This is a genomic window from Nitrosospira lacus (assembly GCF_000355765.4).
In the GTDB taxonomy this organism is placed as follows: Bacteria; Pseudomonadota; Gammaproteobacteria; order Burkholderiales; family Nitrosomonadaceae; genus Nitrosospira; species Nitrosospira lacus.
Map to the genome: position 1 here is coordinate 2,915,589 of NZ_CP021106.3, position 19,553 is coordinate 2,935,141.

18 protein-coding genes and 1 tRNA gene are annotated in these 19,553 nt (G+C 53.6%); 6 read left to right on the plus strand and 13 right to left on the minus strand.

The genetic code is table 11. From position 1 onward, the window contains the following. Positions 1-18 precede the first annotated feature (18 nt). From EBAPG3_RS13300 to rpsU, 5 genes are all read right to left on the minus strand, one after another. Positions 19-95 (minus strand) — tRNA-Ile (locus tag EBAPG3_RS13300). A gap of 35 nt (positions 96-130) precedes the next feature. Next, entirely contained in the window at positions 131-2,344 is a 2,214-nt protein-coding gene (gene rpoD, locus EBAPG3_RS13305; protein ID WP_004179453.1) for an RNA polymerase sigma factor RpoD, read from the minus strand. 93 nt (positions 2,345-2,437) lie between these two features. Continuing rightward, on the minus strand, positions 2,438-4,237 hold the full coding sequence (gene dnaG / locus EBAPG3_RS13310) for a DNA primase (protein WP_004179456.1): 1,800 nt from the start codon (positions 4,235-4,237) through the stop codon (positions 2,438-2,440). A gap of 175 nt (positions 4,238-4,412) precedes the next feature. Next, the gene (locus EBAPG3_RS13315) at positions 4,413-4,859 is read right to left on the minus strand and encodes a GatB/YqeY domain-containing protein (protein WP_004179458.1); all 447 of its coding nucleotides are present in this window, start codon (positions 4,857-4,859) and stop codon (positions 4,413-4,415) included. Between the two features lie 181 nt (positions 4,860-5,040). After that, positions 5,041-5,253, minus strand: coding sequence for a 30S ribosomal protein S21 (gene rpsU / locus EBAPG3_RS13320; RefSeq protein ID WP_004179462.1), 213 nt, complete (start codon positions 5,251-5,253; stop codon positions 5,041-5,043). A gap of 135 nt (positions 5,254-5,388) precedes the next feature. Here rpsU and tsaD point away from each other — a divergent pair, with 135 nt between their 5' ends. Continuing rightward, the gene (gene tsaD, locus EBAPG3_RS13325; protein ID WP_004179464.1) at positions 5,389-6,435 is read left to right on the plus strand and encodes a tRNA (adenosine(37)-N6)-threonylcarbamoyltransferase complex transferase subunit TsaD; all 1,047 of its coding nucleotides are present in this window, start codon (positions 5,389-5,391) and stop codon (positions 6,433-6,435) included. A 13-nt stretch (positions 6,436-6,448) separates the two neighbouring features. On the opposite strand, the gene plsY is transcribed toward tsaD, so the two are convergent. Next, positions 6,449-7,057, minus strand: coding sequence for a glycerol-3-phosphate 1-O-acyltransferase PlsY (plsY, locus tag EBAPG3_RS13330; RefSeq protein WP_040852847.1), 609 nt, complete (start codon positions 7,055-7,057; stop codon positions 6,449-6,451). A 108-nt stretch (positions 7,058-7,165) separates the two neighbouring features. On the opposite strand from plsY, the gene folB reads away from it, so the two are divergent. After that, positions 7,166-7,534, plus strand: a complete 369-nt coding sequence (gene folB, locus EBAPG3_RS13335; protein WP_004179467.1) for a dihydroneopterin aldolase — start codon at positions 7,166-7,168, stop codon at positions 7,532-7,534. Between the two features lie 253 nt (positions 7,535-7,787). Here the strand turns inward: folB and EBAPG3_RS13340 are convergent, their stop codons facing one another. The 7 genes from EBAPG3_RS13340 to aroA form a co-directional block, all read right to left on the minus strand. Then, positions 7,788-8,372, minus strand: a complete 585-nt coding sequence (locus EBAPG3_RS13340) for a CBS domain-containing protein (RefSeq protein ID WP_004179469.1) — start codon at positions 8,370-8,372, stop codon at positions 7,788-7,790. Between the two features lie 239 nt (positions 8,373-8,611). Continuing rightward, positions 8,612-9,319: an orotidine-5'-phosphate decarboxylase gene (gene pyrF / locus EBAPG3_RS13345; RefSeq protein ID WP_040852881.1), complete on the minus strand. Its 708-nt coding sequence runs from the start codon at positions 9,317-9,319 to the stop codon at positions 8,612-8,614. A gap of 38 nt (positions 9,320-9,357) precedes the next feature. Then, positions 9,358-9,615 carry a LapA family protein gene (locus tag EBAPG3_RS13350; protein ID WP_004179473.1) on the minus strand — a complete coding sequence of 86 codons (258 nt, stop codon included), beginning with the start codon at positions 9,613-9,615 and terminating at the stop codon, positions 9,358-9,360. 281 nt (positions 9,616-9,896) lie between these two features. After that, positions 9,897-10,181 (minus strand): integration host factor subunit beta, encoded by a 285-nt coding sequence (locus EBAPG3_RS13355; RefSeq protein WP_004179475.1) that lies wholly within the window; start codon positions 10,179-10,181, stop codon positions 9,897-9,899. 9 nt (positions 10,182-10,190) lie between these two features. Then, a complete protein-coding gene (gene rpsA, locus EBAPG3_RS13360) occupies positions 10,191-11,906 on the minus strand; it encodes a 30S ribosomal protein S1 (RefSeq protein ID WP_004179476.1) in 1,716 nt (571 codons plus the stop codon). Positions 11,907-12,139: 233 nt separating this feature from the next. Continuing rightward, on the minus strand, positions 12,140-12,820 hold the full coding sequence (gene cmk, locus EBAPG3_RS15480; protein ID WP_040852848.1) for a (d)CMP kinase: 681 nt from the start codon (positions 12,818-12,820) through the stop codon (positions 12,140-12,142). Positions 12,821-12,853: 33 nt separating this feature from the next. Continuing rightward, entirely contained in the window at positions 12,854-14,179 is a 1,326-nt protein-coding gene (aroA, locus tag EBAPG3_RS13365; protein WP_040852850.1) for a 3-phosphoshikimate 1-carboxyvinyltransferase, read from the minus strand. 544 nt (positions 14,180-14,723) lie between these two features. On the opposite strand from aroA, the gene cysK reads away from it, so the two are divergent. From cysK to EBAPG3_RS13385, 4 genes are all read left to right on the plus strand, one after another. After that, positions 14,724-15,701: a cysteine synthase A gene (cysK, locus tag EBAPG3_RS13370; protein ID WP_004179479.1), complete on the plus strand. Its 978-nt coding sequence runs from the start codon at positions 14,724-14,726 to the stop codon at positions 15,699-15,701. A gap of 197 nt (positions 15,702-15,898) precedes the next feature. After that, positions 15,899-16,831: a serine O-acetyltransferase EpsC gene (epsC, locus tag EBAPG3_RS13375; protein ID WP_040852852.1), complete on the plus strand. Its 933-nt coding sequence runs from the start codon at positions 15,899-15,901 to the stop codon at positions 16,829-16,831. Positions 16,832-17,129: 298 nt separating this feature from the next. After that, the gene (locus tag EBAPG3_RS13380; protein WP_004179484.1) at positions 17,130-17,939 is read left to right on the plus strand and encodes a tetratricopeptide repeat protein; all 810 of its coding nucleotides are present in this window, start codon (positions 17,130-17,132) and stop codon (positions 17,937-17,939) included. Positions 17,940-18,076: 137 nt separating this feature from the next. Further along, entirely contained in the window at positions 18,077-19,492 is a 1,416-nt protein-coding gene (locus EBAPG3_RS13385) for a dihydrolipoyl dehydrogenase (RefSeq protein WP_004179486.1), read from the plus strand. Positions 19,493-19,553 lie beyond the last annotated feature (61 nt).

Genomic DNA, 19,553 nt, shown 5'->3' on the forward strand with positions numbered 1-19,553 from the left:
GCTAAGTGCTTGTTTTAATGGTGGGTCTGGCTGGACTCGAACCAGCGACCAAGGGATTATGAGTCCCCTGCTCTAACCAACTGAGCTACAGACCCTATTCAGACACTAAAATGGAACCGCTGAAAGCCGATCAGCCTTCGGTATCCAGAAAACTGCGCAGGCGCTCGGAACGTGAAGGATGGCGCAATTTGCGTAGCGCCTTGGCTTCTATCTGCCGAATGCGCTCACGGGTCACATCAAATTGTTTTCCGACCTCCTCCAGCGTGTGATCGGTATTCATTTCGATGCCGAAACGCATGCGCAGTACTTTTGCTTCACGCGGCGTCAGGGAATCCAGTATGTCCTTGGTGACATCCCGCAGGCTGGCGTAGACCGCGGCGTCCGCCGGCGCCATGGTGGCCGAGTCCTCGATAAAATCACCCAGGTGGGAATCCTCGTCGTCGCCGATGGGTGTCTCCATGGAGATCGGCTCCTTGGAAATCTTGAGGATTTTGCGGATTTTCTCTTCCGGCATTTCCATTTTCTGCGCCAGCAGCGCCGGTTCCGGCTCCTGTCCGGTTTCCTGCAGAATCTGGCGCGAAATGCGATTCATCTTGTTGATGGTTTCGATCATGTGCACCGGAATACGGATGGTGCGCGCCTGATCGGCGATGGAGCGGGTAATGGCCTGACGAATCCACCAGGTGGCATAAGTCGAAAACTTGTAACCCCGCCGATATTCAAACTTGTCCACCGCTTTCATGAGCCCGATATTGCCTTCCTGGATGAGGTCAAGGAATTGCAGCCCGCGATTGGTATATTTTTTGGCGATGGAAATCACCAGCCGCAAATTGGCTTCTGTCATCTCGCGTTTGGCACGGCGCGCCTTGGCCTCGCCGGTGGACATGCGCCGGTTGATTTCCTTGAGGTCTTTGAGCGGAATACCCACGCGCTTCTGCAGCGCCAGCAGATTCTCCTGCTGTTCGAGGATAGCCGGCTGGTAGCGTCCCAGGGTCTGGCTATACGGCTTGCCCACCGCCAGTTCCTGTGCCACCCAGTCAAAATTGCTCTCGTTACCTGGAAAGCCTTTGATAAAGTGATTACGCGGCATACCCGCCTTGGTTACACATAGCTCCATGATCTTGCGCTCGTAGCCGCGCATCTCATCCACCAGGCCACGCTGAGTGTCGCAGAGCCTCTCCACCATTTTCGCGGAGAAGCGAATGGCCATAAGTTCGGCTGAGATACTCTCCTGTATGTCCTTGTACGCCTTATTGGTGGAACCCTTTTTTTCCAGCGCTTTCTGCATCTCCACATAGGCCTGCTGAATCACCGCAAAGCGCTCCAGCGCATCATTTTTCAGCTTGAGTAAATTAGCGCTTGCTATCGCGGCGATATCTTCATCTTCCGTATTTTCCGCACCCAATTCCTGTTCCAGCGTTTCATCGGAGATTTCCTCGCTGACCATTTCCTGGTCATTCGGGTCCAGCAATCCATCCACCAATTCATCAATACGCATCTCGTCCCGCGCCACCTTGTCGGCGAGATCGAGTATTCCAGCTATGGTGGTCGGACAGGCGGAAATTGCCTGGATCATATGCTTCAATCCATCCTCGATACGCTTTGCAATTTCGATTTCGCTCTCGCGCGTGAGCAGTTCCACCGAACCCATTTCCCGCATATACATGCGCACCGGATCGGTGGTACGTCCAAATTCGGAATCCACGGTGGAAAGCGCCGCCTCGGCTTCTTCCACTACGTCCTCATCGGCTACCGTCGGCGCGGTTTCGGACATCAGCAGTGTTTCCGCGTCGGGCGCCTCATCATAAACAGAAATTCCTACATCATTGATCATGCTGATGATGTTTTCGATCTGCTCGGCATCCAGCATGTCATCGGGAAGATGATCATTGATCTCGGCATAAGTCAGATAGCCGCGCTCCTTGCCCTGCACGATGAGATTCTTCAAGCGCATGCGCCGCGCCTCGATGTCTTGTGGCGCGAGCGGGGATTTCTCAACGTCTTTCGCCTGATTCTTGCCTTCCTTTATCGCCTTGGCTCTGGCTATTTTCGCGGTAAGCAAACTGGGTTCCGTAGCTGCCAGCACCGCTTTTTCGATTTCTGTCACGCGGCCTGATGCTTTAGTGGATAATTTCGCGACGGTCGTAATTTTTTCCTCCAACGCTTCCGCACTCGCTTTCACCGGCGATTTTGCCGATTCCGCCTTCGTAATGAACGGGCTTGTTTCCTTTTTTCTCGCCACCTTGACTTTGTCGTCCGGACCACCTACGGCTGTGGCTTCTGAGGCTGCACCCTTCGATTTTGCTCTTGCCGCCACCTTGGTTTGCGTTTTCGCTTTTACCATGTCGATTCCCAGAAATAATACGTACGGCTGGTTGAGACCTAAAAATTTTTCGATTATATCAAAATTTTGTTAATGCTGTTCGGCTTATCGCTTTCAAGGTACCGCCAATCGCTGAAGTTCCTGCTTCTCCTCGGAGGTAAGCATGCTCAGGGGTTTGTTATGCAGCCTTGTCATGCGTTGTTTACGTTGCATTTCCCGCAAGCGCGCCAGTGCGCCGGCAAACTCCGCTTCCAGATCGATATTGTTGTCCCACGCAAGCGTTTCGCTCTCGGCCTTTTGCAGCAGCGCACGATGAGGACTATCGTGAAAATATGTAATGGCTGAAGGTATTGCCGTGTCTTTTCCAAGATGGGGGTGAGTATCGATAAATTCAACCAGTGCCGCCAGCGCTGTCATTTCTTCGGCATATTCCTGGCTGTCCATGAGCAGTGTTCTATCCAGGTTCCGGACATAGCCAGGATCGTACAACAGTACCTGTATCAGCCAACGGTAGGGCGAGGCAGGCTGTGGCCGCGGCGCTCTTTTACGAGACGGAGGGGACGAAGAAGCACGCCTGATCTTTAATATATCCTCCAACTCCCTTTGGGTGGCGCCACTGATTTCCGCCAGCTGCTTTAATAACATCAGCGCCAACCCCGGGGCCGTAACCCGCGCCAGCAGAGGCTTTGTATCCTGCACCAGTTTGGCGCGGCCTTCGCTGGTTGTCAGGTCGACACGCGCCGACAATTCCCTGAACAAAAAAACGGACAGAGGTAATGCTTGCTTGAGCAATCCCTCAAACGCTTCCTTGCCGAAATTGCGGACATAGCTGTCGGGATCCTCACCCTCGGGCAGAAAGAGAAAACCGATGTTCTTGCCATCCACAAGCTGGGCAAGACTATCCTCCAGTGCGCGCCATGCCGCTTTCCTGCCCGCCTTATCTCCATCGAAACAAAACACCACATTGTCGGTCTGGCGCAAAAGCTTTTGGATATGAAACGGCGTAGTGGCGGTACCCAGGGCGGCCACGGCATATTCGATGCCATGCTGCGAAAGCGCCACCACGTCCATATACCCCTCTACCATGACTACCCGCCCTGCTTCGCGAATCGGCCTGCGCGCAGCGAACAGATTGTAAAGCTCGCGGCCCTTCTGAAATAGAGGCGTTTCGGGAGAATTGAGATATTTGGGCTCCCCCTGTTCCAGCACTCGTCCGCCGAAACCCACAATCCTCCCCTTGAGATCAAGAATGGGAAACATGATGCGGTCACGGAACCGGTCATAGTGTTTGCCATCATCGCTCTCGATGATCAGCCCTGCCTCAACCAGCAGATTTGTTCGCGCTTTCGCGGCGTAATCAGGAAATGCCGCATCCAGATTTTGCCAGCCGGCCGGAGCATACCCAACGGCAAAACGGGCCGCCGCCTCCCCCGTCAAACCGCGCTTTTTCAGATAGGCAATGGCGCTTTTTGAATGCTTGAGCTGTTCCCGGTAAAACCGCGCGGCAATATTCATTACCTCAAGCAAATCCTGGAAAGAACTTTCTGTCCCCTGGGTTTTGTCTGGCGTCGCCGCACTGGACAAAGATCCGGCTTCTCGTGCTGGTCGAAAGGATTCCGATTCCTGAACAGGAACTTGCATGCCGACGCGTGCCGCGAGTTCGCTTACTGCCTCGACAAAATTCATGCCACCGTATTCCATCATGAAGCCGATGGCGCTACCGTGTGCACCACAACCAAAACAATGATAAAACTGCTTGGTGGGCGTTACTGTGAATGAAGGCGTTTTTTCGCTGTGAAATGGGCAGCAGGCAGTGTAATTTGTGCCGGCCTTCCTGAGTGGCACGTCACGTTCGATGACATCTACGATATCTACGCGGTTGAGCAAATCCTGAATGAATGATTGTGAGATCATTTATAGCGGATAAACCAATAATATCTCAGACAGGGTACAAATGCTGATCACGCGGTTTCATTATAGGATGTTTTCTGAAAATGCAAGGAAACTTGTTCCCATACTACACAGCCCAGCCCGCCCAGCCGCAACCATGACGATGCGGCTATCCGCCAATTGACCACACGCCGGAATATCAGCTAAGGAGCTTTGTCCTGACCAGCGCGGATACCTTACCCATGTCAGCCCGTCCGGCAAGCTTGGGTTTGAGCGCCGCCATCACACGTCCCATGTCCTGCTGTCCTTTTGCTCCAATAGCCAAAATCGCGTCGGTTACGGCACTTTCCACTTCGGTGTCGCTTAATGCCGCAGGCATATAAACTCGCAGCACGCTAACTTCGTACTTCTCCGCATCGGCCAGATCATGACGATCTGCAGCCTCGTATTGCGTAATGGAATCGTTGCGTTGTTTGAGCATCTTCTCTATCACCGCCACGACCGCGGCATCATCCAGCACAATGCGCTCATCCACTTCGCGCTGCTTGATCGCGGCCTGCAGCAACCGGATAGCATCACGCCGCCGGGTATCTCCCGCGCGCATGGCGGCTTTCATATCCTCAGTGATTTGTTGCTTCAGATTCACAATGGAGATTATCTGCTTTAGTTATTGCCCCGAAACCGGTCGATTAAATCGCATCACACCACGTATGGCCAGTTAATCATCTGCCCAGCAAAAACTATGAGTTTTTGAAACTGATATCTCTTTCCGCAATCAATCCGTGACGGCGTGCGAGATTCATGGATGGATTTATGACTAGCTTTAGCTAATAAAGTTTCGGTGGGAGTAACTGACTGCGCAGGCGCTTGTAAGTACGCTTAACCGCGGCGGCCAGTTTGCGCTTGCGTTCAGCGGTGGGCTTTTCGTAAAATTCCCTGGCACGTAATTCAGTGAGCAGACCGGTTTTTTCTATGGTACGCTTGAAACGACGCATGGCGACTTCAAATGGCTCGTTTTCCTTGACTTTAATAGTGGTCATGAAGATGGGGTCCCCTTCCTTAATATGTAAATAGTTGGATAAATGGCGTGTATGAATGGTACAACGTGTAGAAAGCTCGCCATTATATAGCAGTACGTAATTTTGTTGTAAAAGACTAATTTTCTCCAAACTCCATTGCTCGTACTTGGCATTGAAACATCCTGCGACGAAACCGGCATTGCGCTCTATCACACCAAGCGCGGTCTACTGAGTCACGCGCTTTATTCGCAAACGGAAATGCACGGTGAGTATGGCGGCGTTGTACCGGAACTTGCCTCGCGCGACCATATCCGGCGCGTATTACCGCTCATCAGACAAACCTTTGCGGCGGCCGGTCTCGATCTGCGGGATCTCGATGCAATCGCCTATACCCGTGGGCCGGGACTGGCCGGAGCGCTGCTGGTGGGAGCGAGTATTGCCGCTGCCCTAGGCTTTGCGCTGCGGATCCCGGTGCTGGGCATTCATCACCTTGAGGGACATCTCCTGTCTCCGCTTTTATCCACCCCCGCGCCTGTTTTTCCGTTTGTGGCGCTGCTGGTGTCGGGCGGCCATACCCAATTGATGGAAGTAAGCGGCCTGGGACAATACACGCTACTGGGCGAAACGGTGGATGACGCGGCGGGAGAGGCTTTTGACAAGACCGCTAAACTGCTGGGACTGGGTTATCCCGGCGGACCGGCACTGTCCAAACTCGCCGATGAATTCTCCAGCTCGGGTCAACAGGAGCGCTTCAGACTCCCCCGTCCCATGCTCCACAGCGGCGACCTCAATTTCAGTTTCAGCGGTTTGAAAACCGCCGTGCTGACCCTGATAAACAAGCACGAAATTACTGAGAAGACCAGGGGAAGCATCGCTCTGGCTTTTCAGGAGGCCGTGGTAGATGTACTGACGGAGAAATCATTAGCGGCGCTGGCAGAAACCGGTTTGACTCAATTGGTGGTCGCAGGTGGAGTAGGCGCCAACCGTCAATTGCGCAGAAGTCTTTGCCACAACGCCGAGAAAATAGGCGCCACGGTTTTTTTTCCGGAACTCGAATTTTGCACCGATAACGGTGCCATGATCGCATTCGCGGGGGCAATGCGGTTGCAATCACCAGGTGCCTTGGATCGGAAGCCGGATGACACCTTTACCATAAAGGCGCGGTGGGATCTGGAAATTCAGGAAATGTCACCGGGGGCTTAAACCGGACGTGTGGTCAAGGCATGCTGCGCTTGCCGATACGTGTTTCCTTGCCCGCCAGCAAGCTGGCGATATTCGATTTGTGCCGCCAGATGATTACCAGGGACATGACAAGAACGGCGAGAGCACTTGCTTTGAAGCCAAGAAAAAATAGCGCATAAATTGGCGCAAGCCCCGCCGCCGCCAAGGCGGCCAGCGACGACATGCGCCAGATTGCCGCGACCAGAATCCAGATGGCAATGGCCAATAACCCCATCCATGGATTGAGTCCCAGTAACACGCCAACGGCCGTCGCCACGCCTTTCCCCCCCTTGAAGCGTAGAAATATAGGGAATATATGGCCCAGGAATACCGCCAATGCTACCGCGGCGATCGCCGTATCGTCCCCATCCAGGGCAGGTATGAAATGCTGCGCCAAAACCACCGCTACCCAGCCTTTACCGGCATCGCCCAGCAGCGTGAATACCGCAGCTGCTTTCTTTCCGCTGCGCAGTACATTGGTTGCTCCGGGATTCTTTGAACCATACATGCGGGGGTCGGGCAACCGGAACACCCGGCTCGCCAACACTCCAAAGGAAATGGACCCAAGCAAATAACCCAGCAGTATGAGAACCGTCAACATCATGTTATTCGCACCATTGTTGCAAATAGAATAAAATCCCCCGCTGATTTTACGTGAAAAATCAGCTGCCACGACATATCCCGGAAACGCTTTAATTCCGAAGGAACCATAATGGACATCATTTTCCTGCAAGAACTCAAGGTCAAAACATTGATTGGCATTTATCCATGGGAACGCACTATCGCGCAGACCATCCAGCTCGATCTGGAAGTTGCGATGCCTGCGAGCAAGGCCTGCCAAACAGACAATTTCGAGGACGCGCTGGATTATGCCTTTATTGTCCAACGCATCAACGAAACCCTGTCACAAAAACATTTCTCTCTTCTGGAAGCGCTGGCTGAGCACATCGCACAAATTATCCTGAAAGAATTTAAATCGCCGTGGGTCAAGGTCAGCGTGGCGAAACTCAGTGCAATACGCGGCGTAAAAAAATTGGGGGTATGCATCGAGCGCCGGCTGGAGGCGAACTCATCTATTTGAACAGAATTGGTTGAACAGCCCGGAATTTGCTGGTAAAAGACAACAAGAACGAGATACTTGGTTTCCGGGATAGAGCGAGCCTGACGCCCCGGAAACCTCCGCATGGAACCCTGTGGAATTTATTCAGAGGTTCCCGGCAATTATCGAAATCCGAAACTAAATCCAGGCAGGCGCAAGCATCGAGTCTCACTCAAAATTCCTGCTTGACCGCATACCCGCACCGTCGGCGCCGTAATGCCACGCTCACCTGCCATCAATGCATTAGCGTGGTTTCAATTTCTGTAAACGTTTTAGCGACTTCCGTGGATGGAATGGTAGTACCCAGCTGCTTCTCGATTTGTGTCAGCGAAAAAATACCACACACCACCGGCTTGCCATCCGCATCGTTCTCCATTACCAAGGTATGTTGCCGGCCGGTATCAAGCAGGCTGGCAATAACATCGCCGACCCTGGCATGGTGAATTTCCTCAATGGGAATAGCTTCCAGCCGATCAAGCGGAGTCATGATATCGGAAACCAGGATCTCATTATGCTTCATGCTCCGCTCCTGAATAAAACGGAGCGGCTTCTCACCCAGAATATCGGTTGCGGTGATCAAGCCAGTAAGGATCTGATCCTGATTCAATACGAGCAGGGAACGTATCCCGCGTTGTATCATGTATGCGTTTGCTGATTCCATCGTCTTATGCAATTCGATTACCGCGGCATGAATATTCCTCAGATCGGTCATCACATCAAGAGCAGGTGATTTTAGCGTTACGGATTCAGGCGGAACGGGTCGGGCTACCCGTACGGCGCCCGTCAGGCGCTGTGCGGGAAGGACGTGATAATCGGGCATGGTATTGTCCTCCGGCGTGGTTAAACGGGATACGCTCGAAATTAAAAAGATTGAATTTCAAACATCCCTTGTTAACTCTACGCTCAACGGAATGATGGGTCAATATGCTGTATGTGGACGCTAATTACCCGATACTATGGGAAATTAAAGCCATTGGTGCCGGCAAACCTGAGACCCTCCCCGAAGAAAAAAGAGTCCCGTTGAAACCTCCTAATTTTTCCGATAAGCCCTGCAAACTGCTAGATTTTGAACCCCATCCCTTCCTCGATTTCGTTGTTCAATTGCTTTAACATTGATACCGGATCTGCCGCCTGCGTGATGGGCCTGCCGATAACCAGGTAATCTGCACCGTTTTCGATTGCCTGACGCGGTGTTGTTACCCGTTTCTGCTCGTCCATGGAAGCATCGACAGGGCGGATTCCCGGTGTGACCAGGCAAAAACCCTTACCCATGATTTGCCTGAGCCGCGGCGCTTCCCGGGCAGAGCATACGACTCCGTCCAGTCCGCAGTCATTTGCCAGCAGTGCCAGTCGCTGCACGACTTCCTGTGGATCTCCATTCAGGCCGATCTCGTTCAGATCACTGCGCTCCATGCTGGTGAGCAAAGTTACAGCAATCAGTTTGGCCGTCCCTGCTGGTATTGCCTGCCGGGCGGCAGATAGCATTCTTCTTCCACCCAGAGCATGGATGTTCATCATCCATACCCCCAGCCCCGCTGCAGCCTTGCACGCATTGGACACAGTGCTTGGAATATCGTGAAACTTCAAATCCAGGAAAACTTCGAAACCTTTAGCCATTATTTCATTCACCACATGGGGTCCGGCTGCGGTAAAAAGCTCCTTGCCTACCTTTACCCTGCACGATCCCGGTTCAAGCCGGTCCGTAAGGGCTAGCGCCTGTTTTGCGTCAGGAAAATCCAGCGCAACGATAATGCGAGGATCGCTCACGCGATCGGCCCTGTTACTCAACGAATTGGAAACCATGTTTATCTGTGTTCATCCACAGTGGGATATTTTTTCCTGAATGTGGCAATTTCCCGTCTTTGTCTGGATATTTTACCCAGGCAGGACAGAATACCGATCGCTACCCCGAGAGCAAAAAATAGTAGTATCACCAGCACAAGCGAGGCCTGCCATTCGTAGCCAAAATAATAGTGCAGCGTTACCGTTTCAGCATTCCTCACGGCAAAGCCGAGCAGCAATAGAAACAGAACGACGCGCAGGAACCATATCAGATAACGCACAATCCTAAATCCCTCGCCGCAAGCTTAAACCTGAATCTGATAGTTGACCGCTCATTTATGAGTTTGGCTCCATGATTCACGAAGTTTTTCGATGTCATTCGAGATTCATCCCTTGGGAGTTCGCTACAGGGCAGATTGCACGGTTTTATGGCGCACGGCCCTTGGCCCTACGCTCCCAAAAACCGCACGCTCACCCATCCGATTATTGGATTCAGATTAAAAAAAGCGGCAGGATCTTGCGACCTGCCGCCCTTAACGAACGTGTCTACATGTTACGATTTTTAGTTCTTGTGATCGACCCGCTCACGCATTTCCTTCCCTGCTTTAAAATGAGGAACATACTTCTCGGGAACTCGCACTTTTTCTCCGGATTTCGGGTTGCGCCCGATACGCGGCGGGCGGTAGTTCAGATCGAAGCTGCCAAACCCGCGAATTTCAATACGCTGCCCCTGTGACAGACTCTTGGCCATGGCATCAAGTATCACCTTGACTGCAAGCTCGGCATCCTTCGCCACTAACTGCGGATAACGGGCTGCAAGCCTTGAGATCAATTCAGACTTTGTCATCGGCAATCCCTACTGTTCAGTATTTTTGACATCCATCTTGGCTTTAAGCAGTGCGCCCAGACTGGTGGTTCCGGCATTGGCGGCGCTGTCACTCGTAACTTTCTGCATGGCATCGGATTCCTCCGACATGTCCTTGGCTTTGATGGAAAGATTAATACCCCGGTTCTTGCGATCGACATTAATAATCATCGCCTCGACCGTATCACCTTCTTTCAGGTGCGTGCGAATATCTTCAACCCGGTCACGTGATACTTCCGATGCGCGCAGATAACCTTCCACATCATTCTCCAGGGCAATCACCGCACCCTTGGCATCAATTGACTTGACCGTGCCTTTGACGATGCTGTTCTTGTCGTTCACCGAGACAAAGCTGTTGAATGGATCACCTTCCATCTGCTTGATACCCAGTGAAATGCGTTCGCGCTCGACATCAATGGACAATACCATCGCCTCAACTTCATCGCCTTTCTTGTAATTACGTACGGCTTCTTCACCCGGCTGACTCCACGACAGGTCGGATAAATGCACTAATCCGTCTATGCCGCCCTGCAACCCGATGAACACGCCGAAATCGGTAATGGATTTGATTTGCCCGCGCACCTTATCGCCTTTTTGATGATTCATGGCAAAGTCATCCCAGGGGTTAACCTTGCATTGCTTCATACCAAGCGATATCCGTCTGCGTTCCTCGTCAATCTCAAGAATCATCACTTCGACTTCGTCACCCAGTTGCACTACCTTGGACGGATACACATTCTTGTTGGTCCAATCCATTTCGGACACGTGCACCAGCCCTTCAATTCCCTGCTCGATTTCAACAAATGCGCCATAATCCGTGAGATTGCTGACTTTACCGAATAGACGGGTATTTTGCGGATAACGGCGGGAGAGTCCTACCCATGGATCTTCGCTCAACTGCTTCATACCCAGCGAAACGCGGTTTTTCTCCTGATCAAATTTGAGTACCTTGGCGGTCACCTCGTCGCCAACATTGATGACCTCGGAGGGATGCTTCACCCGCCGCCAGGCAAGATCCGTGATGTGCAACAGACCATCTATACCGCCCAGGTCCACAAACGCGCCGTAATCAGTAATATTCTTCACAACGCCCTTGACCACAGCACCTTCCGCCAGATTTGCGAGCAACGACTGACGATCTGCACCCTGGCTTTCTTCCAGAACCGCGCGACGCGATACCACCACGTTGTTCCGCTTGCGGTCAAGTTTGATAACCTTGAACTCCATCTCCTTGTTTTCGTACGGCGTGGTGTCTTTGACCGGCCGGATATCCACCAGTGATCCCGGCAGGAAGGCGCGGATGCCGTTAATCATGGCGGTCAGACCGCCTTTGACTTTACCGCTTACCAGGCCACATACAATAGCGCCACTTTCCATGGCGGCTTCCAGGTCATGCCAGGCCGTCAGGCGCTTGGCCTTGTCGCGCGACAGGCGGGTCTCCCCATATCCGTCTTCCAGCGCCTCGATTGCAACACTGACGAAATCACCCGGCTTGACTTCTATTTCGCCTTTGTCATTCTTGAATTCTTCAACGGGAATAAAGCTTTCCGATTTAAGTCCGGCATTCACGACAACGATGTTGTAATCCACCCGGACGACTTCGGCGGTGATGACTTCACCGACCCGCATCTCCTGGCGGGAAAGACTTTCTTCAAATAGCGCCGCAAAACTTTCGGGGGAATCTGTAGCGGAGGAAGCGATGGTCATTATAAAAAATACCTGATTTGAAATCCCGCCAAACAAGAACTTGACGGGGTAAGTAGGTTAATAATAACTGCCTTAATGCAAAATCCACTCTCTTGACGTTTGTTGAAGAGGGCGATGCGGCAGCACTGGGTAATCAACTATCGAGAACTATCTTTTCTTTGATACAATTTTTTTGTTGGTGTCTTATTTGCCGGTTCACTCCAGCTTCGAGCTTTCCTGAGATCCCGGGATTTCTAGAGACGCTTCTTTGCGCAAGTCTCAGCGTATTGCCTGAGTATGCAATCCACTGCCTGGCCGATATCGAGCGAAGTTGTATCCAGTAAACTTGTACCCTCACCCTGCTGCAAGGGCGCCACGCTTCGACCACTGTCACGCGCGTCGCGCTCCCTCAGATCCTGTAAAAGGGTGGAGATATTAGCATCTATCCCTTTTTCCATCAACTGTTTATACCGCCGCTGCGCGCGTGTTTCCGCACTCGCGGTAAGAAATATCTTGAGGGCGGCACCAGGAAACACCACCGAGCCCATGTCGCGGCCATCCGCCACCAGGCCGGGAAGCTGGCGAAATGCGCGCTGCCGTTCCAAAAGCGCCACTCTGACCCGCGGATAAGCGGCAATCCTGGACGCCGCGTTGCTGCATGCTTCCGCGCGGATAGCGTCGGCGACATTTTCGCCCCCCAGCCAGATTTCCGCATCTTCAAAGACAACATCGAGCCGAGTGGCAATGTCACTCAGAGCGCGCTCCTCCGCCAGGTCGATGTTGGATCGCATTGCTGAGAACGCCACCAAACGATAAAGCGCGCCGCTGTCAAGGTAATGGAACCCCAGCTTCTCCGCCACGCGTTGCGCAACCGTGCCCTTGCCGGACGCGGAAGGACCGTCAATCGCGATAACCGGAATATCCGTTATATTCATGAAAAAACCTCAATAAAACTTCCATTTTCATCACTATCCATGCCAGGCTCTGATTATCGTCGCAAATTTTTCGAAATAATCGGGAAACGTCTTGGTTACGCAGCCCGGGTCGTTTATCCGCAGCGGGACACCTAATGACACCAGAGAGAAGCACATGGCCATACGGTGATCGTCATACGTATCAACGACCGCATGCGCAGCAAGATTCCCGTCTGGCGGGGGGGTGATGCGCAGGAAATCCGGCCCCTCCTCCACCGCGGCACCGAACTTGCGCAACTCCCGCGCCATTGCCGCAAGACGGTCGGTTTCCTTCACCCGCCAACTGGCGATATTCCGAAGCGTGGTGATACCCCTTGCGAACAACGCCACCACTGCAAGCGTCATGGCGGCATCAGGGATATGATTACAGTCAAGGTCAATCGCCCGCAGACTACCGTATTCCGGTGCGGCAGCCTCGATCCAGCTGTTTCCCCGCGTGATACGGGCCCCCATTTTTTCCAGTGCTTCAGCGAAGCGGACATCGCCCTGAAGACTTCCATGCCCTATTCCTTCCACCCTTACCGGACCGGTACCGACAGCACCTGCGGCGAGAAAATATGAGGCGGAGGAAGCATCCCCTTCAACAAATATCTCACCGGGGCTGCGATAACGCTGTCCTCCGGGCAACATAAAATGGCGCCATCCCTCATGTTCGACATGCACGCCGAAACGGCCCATCAGGCCAATGGTCAATTCGATATAAGGCCGCGAGATCAGCTCCCCTGTCACCGTTATCATCGGTGTCTCATCCGCAGTCGGCGCCAGAAGAGGCAATGCCATCAGCAACCCGGTGAGGAACTGACTGGATACATCCCCCCTAACGGTTATTGCGTTGACCCGGATGCGGGCAGGCTGGATTTGCAGTGGCGGGAAACCCTCTTCGCCGAGATAAGTGATATCCGCGCCCACCTGACGTAGCGCATCTACCAGATCTCCGATGGGCCGCTCATGCATGCGTGATGCGCCCGACAACCGGTAGCGTCCCTGCGCCAGCGCCAATATGGCGGTCAATGGACGGAAAACCGTGCCTGCATTACCTAGAAATAGATCCGCTTCATTTACCGGAAAATGCAAGGAGGATTGTCCACCGATACCCTGGACGCGACAATCATTCTCATTGATCTGAACGATGGTCACACCCAGGGCCTGAAGCGCATCCAGCATTCGCGCCGTATCGTCGGAGACAAGCAGATTACGTATGTGGGTAACACCGTTTGCCAGCGCGGCAAGCAATAGAATACGGTTGGAAATGCTCTTGGAGCCAGGCAGGCGTACTACACCTTCAACGGACTTAATCGCCGGGAGATCAAGAAACTTCACATCAGGCCTCGGATAAAATCATCGTTGCCAGAAGATTCTGCGTTTGACATTTGCCAGCCACCTCTCTTTGAGATCCCATGCATATACCATGACAATGCGGGCCCGCTCCTGGTTTCCGATATCCTTGTATCGTTATCCGCACCAGGTTTGAAGAAGCCGTACGTTGACCGGAAAACTTACTGAAAACAGGCAGAAACCTGGCGGAAAAGTCCGCTATTATAATCAACTCTGAACGGTTTCCCCGGTTTTCCCTTTTCCGTCTTCATAAAAGCAGGTATTCATAACTGATATTGACCGCTCAATCATGCACGGGCAAAATAGCTCGATGATCGTACTGCGCTAACTGGCTTCAACCCCAGAGGCAGTTCTCTTATCATAAGATTCGATTCCAGCGCTATCCGTCTGAATATCACCATCCACCGATCTGAGCGGGCGTTCTTCCGGAATCCGGAGCCTCTGGCACATTGATGGGCAGTTAATTTCCCACGCATCTCTCGTTGGAGAATGACGCAGCGCGGCAACTTGTACTGAAGGAAGTCTCAAAATGCCACATTGGTTCAAAGATAATTCGCAATCCATCGGACATACGCCATTGATCCGCCTCAACCGCGTCACCGATGGCGCCCCGGCGACGGTGCTGGCCAAGATCGAAGGACGTAATCCTGCTTATTCCGTAAAATGCCGTATTGGAACAGCAATGATCGAGGATGCGGAATCTCGCGGACTACTCGGTCCCGGAAAAGAACTGGTAGAACCCACCAGTGGCAACACCGGTATTGCGCTGGCATTCGTTGCTGCCGCGCGCGGTCTTCCACTGACCTTGACCATGCCCGAAACCATGAGCCTCGAACGGCGCAAACTGCTCGCCGCTTATGGGGCAAAGCTGATTCTGACGGAGGGTGCGCGCGGCATGAAAGGAGCGGTAGCAAAAGCGGAGGATATCGTCGCCTCCGATCCTGGCCGGTTCGTGCTGCTCCAGCAATTTAACAACCCCGCCAATCCGGCCATCCATGAGCGAACCACGGGACCGGAAATCTGGGACGATACCGATGGTGCCGTCGACATTTTTGTTTCCGGTGTAGGCACGGGCGGTACCATAACCGGTGTTTCACGCTATCTGAAAAAGACGAGGGGAAAAGCAATCATTTCAGTAGCGGTTGAACCATCCGCCAGCCCGGTGCTCACCCAGCAACGCGCTGGTGAACCGCTCAAGCCCGGACCGCACAAAATCCCCGGAATTGGAGCGGGCTTTATCCCAGAAAATGTGGATCTCTCGCTGGTGGATGAAATCGAGCAGGTCAGCAACGAGGAGGCCATACTCTACGCGCGCCGCCTTGCACGTGAGGAAGGCATTATTTCCGGGGTTTCGTGCGGTGCCGCTGTAGCGGTTGCGGCACGTTACGCCCGGTATCCGGGAAATGCGAATAAAACAATTGTCGTCATCCTGCCGGATTCCGGCGAACGTTACCTGAGTTCCATTCTCTTCGAAGACGTATTTGACATGCACGGGTTGACGGCATAATCCCGGATAATCCATCAGGACACGAGATGATGGCGAGGCAGGTTGAAAGACAGCATGTCGGTTGAGAGAAATCCATTGCCTGGTCTATGGACACCGAACCAGCGACAAAAATGGCCTCAAACCGACCGCCAGCACTCGGGCAGGCTCGCAGAGCCGCCTGCCTATTGGATTATCCGGGATAACGTCAGAGTTCAAAAATGGAGCACTCATCATTGAAAGGAGCAGGTTTGGAAATCGACACAGTTGTTGCCGAGTTGCGCACCTTGCGTTTGGAATCGCTGGAAAACCGGCAGAGACGGGATAGGCCACCCGAACTTCCCTCGCGCAAGGTACTGATTGGCATTGCGGATGGATTGAGCGCCGCTCTGTTTCCTCACCGCCTGGGTTTACCGGAACTCACCAATCAAAGTGTCGATTATTATGTGGGTCACATGCTGGATGTGACACTCCGGGATTTGCTGGTACAAGTGCGCCGTGAACTGCGCTTTGCATCCGGCCTCGACGCCACGAGCAATGCGGATCGCGAGCAGGCCGCCGCCATTACCCAGGCATTTGCCAAACGGTTGCCGCATATTCGCGGTTTACTGGAGAGCGATATTCAGGCCGCATATGAAGGGGATCCGGCCGCGCGCAGTATCGACGAAATTCTGGTCTGCTATCCTGGGTTTACCGCTATCACGCATTATCGGCTCGCCCATGAATTGCACTCTCTCGGCGCACCATTGATTGCTCGCATGATTTCCGAAATCGCTCATTCCGCCACCGGCATCGAGATTCACCCCGGTGCGCGCATCGGGGGCTTTTTTTTCATTGATCATGGCACCGGCGTCGTCATCGGAGAAACCGCCATCATTGGCGAGCATGTACGCCTCTATCAGGCGGTAACCCTCGGCGCCAAACGCTTTCCGGTAGATGAACATGGTGCACTGGTGAAGGGTAACATACGGCATCCCATTGTCGAAAATGATGTAGTCATCTATGCTGGCGCCACCATCCTGGGCCGCATTACCATTGGCCGTGGCTCGACCATCGGCGGCAACGTCTGGCTTACGCGCAGCGTTCCCCCTGGCAGCAACATCTCGCAGGCGCAAATACGCAATGAAGTATTTGACGGCGGTGCCGGCATCTAATCGAGGTCGCGATGCCGGTGCTGGCGCCGGTACTGTTCGCTGATATCATAAAGTTCCATCCCAGGTTTTTTCCCGGAAAGATATCGAAAAAACTCCGGAGGGCGTTTCCGGCATCGTTCAAAATCCATGTCCACAACCGGGTTGACGCCCGGCAGGTCAATACTTAGACTGTGCGGGAGGTCACACTTGGCATTTCGGGCAGAACAGCAGAATAATACGAGACATTATGTACGCGAAATGTACTAAGTGCGGAAGTGAGAAAACGCACGGCTCTCGTATTCGCCCAGGCGAGCGAACCATGGGAACGTTGTTTCTCAAACCCATGCGCTGCCGCGAATGCAAAGAACGCTTTTGGGTGCGCAACCCCAATGCCTACATTGTGGCGGGAACAACGCTGGCCATAAGCGGATTGTTTATTGGCGCGGTTTGGCTGGTCATATCAGCCAATATGTCTGATGGATATATCGCGACAAAAACCGAATCGGAGCAGTCGACTGTCTCTGAGGTACCTAAGCCTTATCGCGATCCAGAGGTATACCCGGATAAAAAACATACCCGCAAAGACAAGCCCTTGGACGATGCAAATGGCACACAGGCAACGATGCCCAAGGCGCAAAAGCCCGCGGATGACCACCATTTCAGAGTGCAGTTGTATCAGGAGAGTGCGGAAAAGGGGGATAGTGATGCACAGTACAAACTTGGCTTGCTATATCTCACCGGGAATGGCGCCCTGCAGGATTTCGCCGAAGCCGCCAGATGGCTTAAATTGGCAGCGGAGCAAGGCTATGCGCTTGCACAGTATGAGTTGGGGCTGATTTATCGTACCGGCCAGGGTTTTGCTACTGATCAGGTAAAGAGTTATATGTGGTTGAATCTTGCCGCCGCTGCCGGCATCCAGCAAGCCGTGATGGCCCGGGATGAAGTGATGAGATCTCTCAGCACCAAACAACTGGCGCAAGCACAAAAGAGTTCTCGCGAGTGGCTCGCCTCACGACCCAAGCCCAAACTACATGCGCCGGAAGCGCCAGGGATAGGAAATGAAATCTTCCCTGGCCCCGCTGTCCAGCCGGATACCCCGAATACCGTTTCCGCTGGCCAAACTGAATAGCGGACAGTGCCATCTGAGCCACGCATTTGAACCTTGGTACAGAGCAAGGTGCAATGTCGCGGAGCTCCTTGCATAATGGTCCGGAGCGCTCCGTGGCCAGATTCTTCTGACAAAACCTCACTATCGGAGAATTCACCATGAGTGAAATATTTGATGTCATCATTATCGGTGGCGGCACCGCTGGTCTTGCCGCCTTGCGTGAAGTAAAAAAGCGCACCCATAATTTTGCCCTCATCAACGACGGACCGTGGGGAACGGTCTGCGCCCGAGTGGGCTGCATGCCTTCCAAGCTGCTAATCGAGGCGGCCAATGCCTTTCATCATCGCAGCACCTTCGAGGAATTCGGTATCCGGGGCGCCGGCCTCCTTACCCTCGATATCACCGCCGTGTTGCGACGCGTACGCCGGCTGCGTGACGATTTTGTCGCTAGCACACTAAAAACTACCGATGCCTTGGGTAAGCGCGCCATTTCCGGCCGTGCGCGCTTGCTTGGCGTGGACAGGCTGGAGGTAAACGGGAGGGAACTCCGGGCGCGCAAAATCATTATCGCCACTGGATCGCGTCCGGTTGTACCCGCCCGCTGGCGCACACTGGGCAAACAATTACTGACCACCGACACATTATTCGAACAGGAATCCTTGCCTTCACGCATGGCGGTGATAGGCTTGGGTCCCATCGGCGTCGAGATGGCGCAAGCGCTTTCCCGGCTGGGGGTGGAAGTGATGGCATTTGGTGAAAACAACACCATTGCCGGATTAAGCGATCCGCAAATCAATGCTGTTGCGCGGGAGCTTTTGGAACGTGAATTTCCTTTGTATCTGGGGGAGAAAGCTGACCTGGATGCCGTAGACGAAGGTGTGCGGGTGAGATCAGGGGCTACGGAAGTTGTCGTCGACCGTGTGCTTGTCGCCTTGGGCCGGCGCCCCAATATCAGCGGCATCGGGCTTGAGACACTAGGTGTGGAATTGAACGGCCAAGGCTTGCCGCCGGTTGATCCGCACACCATGCAAGTGGCCGATCTGCCAGTTTTCATGGCCGGTGACGCCAACCAGCAGATACCACTGTTGCACGAGGCGGCCGATGGAGGACACATAGCCGGGATCAACGCCACTCGCCCCGCTCCAGTTTATTTTACACGCCGGACACCGCTTGCAATAGTCTTTGCCGATCCGGGCATTGCGACAGTAGGCAGCGGCTTCCAGTCGCTCAATGGCAAAAAGATACTATCGGGCGAAGTGCGCTTCGAACACCAGGGCCGTGCCCGCATCGGTCAGCGCAACAAGGGCATCATGCGCCTCTATGCGGAACCGGAAAGCGGCCGGCTACTCGGCGCCGAGATGTGTGCGCCCGCCGGCGAGCATATGGCACACCTGTTGGCGCTGGCTATTGATCGTTCACTGACGGTGCGAGACATGTTGCGGCTGCCGTTTTACCATCCGGTTCTGGAAGAAGGTCTGCGCACCGCCTTGCGCGATCTGGCAGCGCAACTTCCCCCCTGTGGCGAATCCGATCTCGCCGCCTGTGACGCCTTCAATGCCGACGCACTGGATTGATCTGATTTGATCAGGCGCAATCGGGCCGTATCGGCACATGCATCATCATACTGGACTCCGA

Bases quoted from the DNA above. Each gene is read 5' to 3' on its own strand.
- rpsU (WP_004179462.1), bottom strand. From the start codon at position 5,253: ATGACCACTATTAAAGTCAAGGAAAACGAGCCATTTGAAGTCGCCATG.
- EBAPG3_RS13385 (WP_004179486.1), top strand. From the start codon at position 18,077: ATGAGTGAAATATTTGATGTCATCATTATCGGTGGCGGCACCGCTGGT.
- cmk (WP_040852848.1), bottom strand. From the start codon at position 12,820: ATGAATATAACGGATATTCCGGTTATCGCGATTGACGGTCCTTCCGCG.
- folB (WP_004179467.1), top strand. From the start codon at position 7,166: ATGGACATCATTTTCCTGCAAGAACTCAAGGTCAAAACATTGATTGGC.
- epsC (WP_040852852.1), top strand. From the start codon at position 15,899: ATGGAGCACTCATCATTGAAAGGAGCAGGTTTGGAAATCGACACAGTT.
- plsY (WP_040852847.1), bottom strand. From the start codon at position 7,057: ATGATGTTGACGGTTCTCATACTGCTGGGTTATTTGCTTGGGTCCATT.
- EBAPG3_RS13355 (WP_004179475.1), bottom strand. From the start codon at position 10,181: ATGACAAAGTCTGAATTGATCTCAAGGCTTGCAGCCCGTTATCCGCAG.
- rpoD (WP_004179453.1), bottom strand. From the start codon at position 2,344: ATGGTAAAAGCGAAAACGCAAACCAAGGTGGCGGCAAGAGCAAAATCG.
- EBAPG3_RS13380 (WP_004179484.1), top strand. From the start codon at position 17,130: ATGGGAACGTTGTTTCTCAAACCCATGCGCTGCCGCGAATGCAAAGAA.
- EBAPG3_RS13340 (WP_004179469.1), bottom strand. From the start codon at position 8,372: ATGCCCGATTATCACGTCCTTCCCGCACAGCGCCTGACGGGCGCCGTA.
- dnaG (WP_004179456.1), bottom strand. From the start codon at position 4,237: ATGATCTCACAATCATTCATTCAGGATTTGCTCAACCGCGTAGATATC.
- cysK (WP_004179479.1), top strand. From the start codon at position 14,724: ATGCCACATTGGTTCAAAGATAATTCGCAATCCATCGGACATACGCCA.
- rpsA (WP_004179476.1), bottom strand. From the start codon at position 11,906: ATGACCATCGCTTCCTCCGCTACAGATTCCCCCGAAAGTTTTGCGGCG.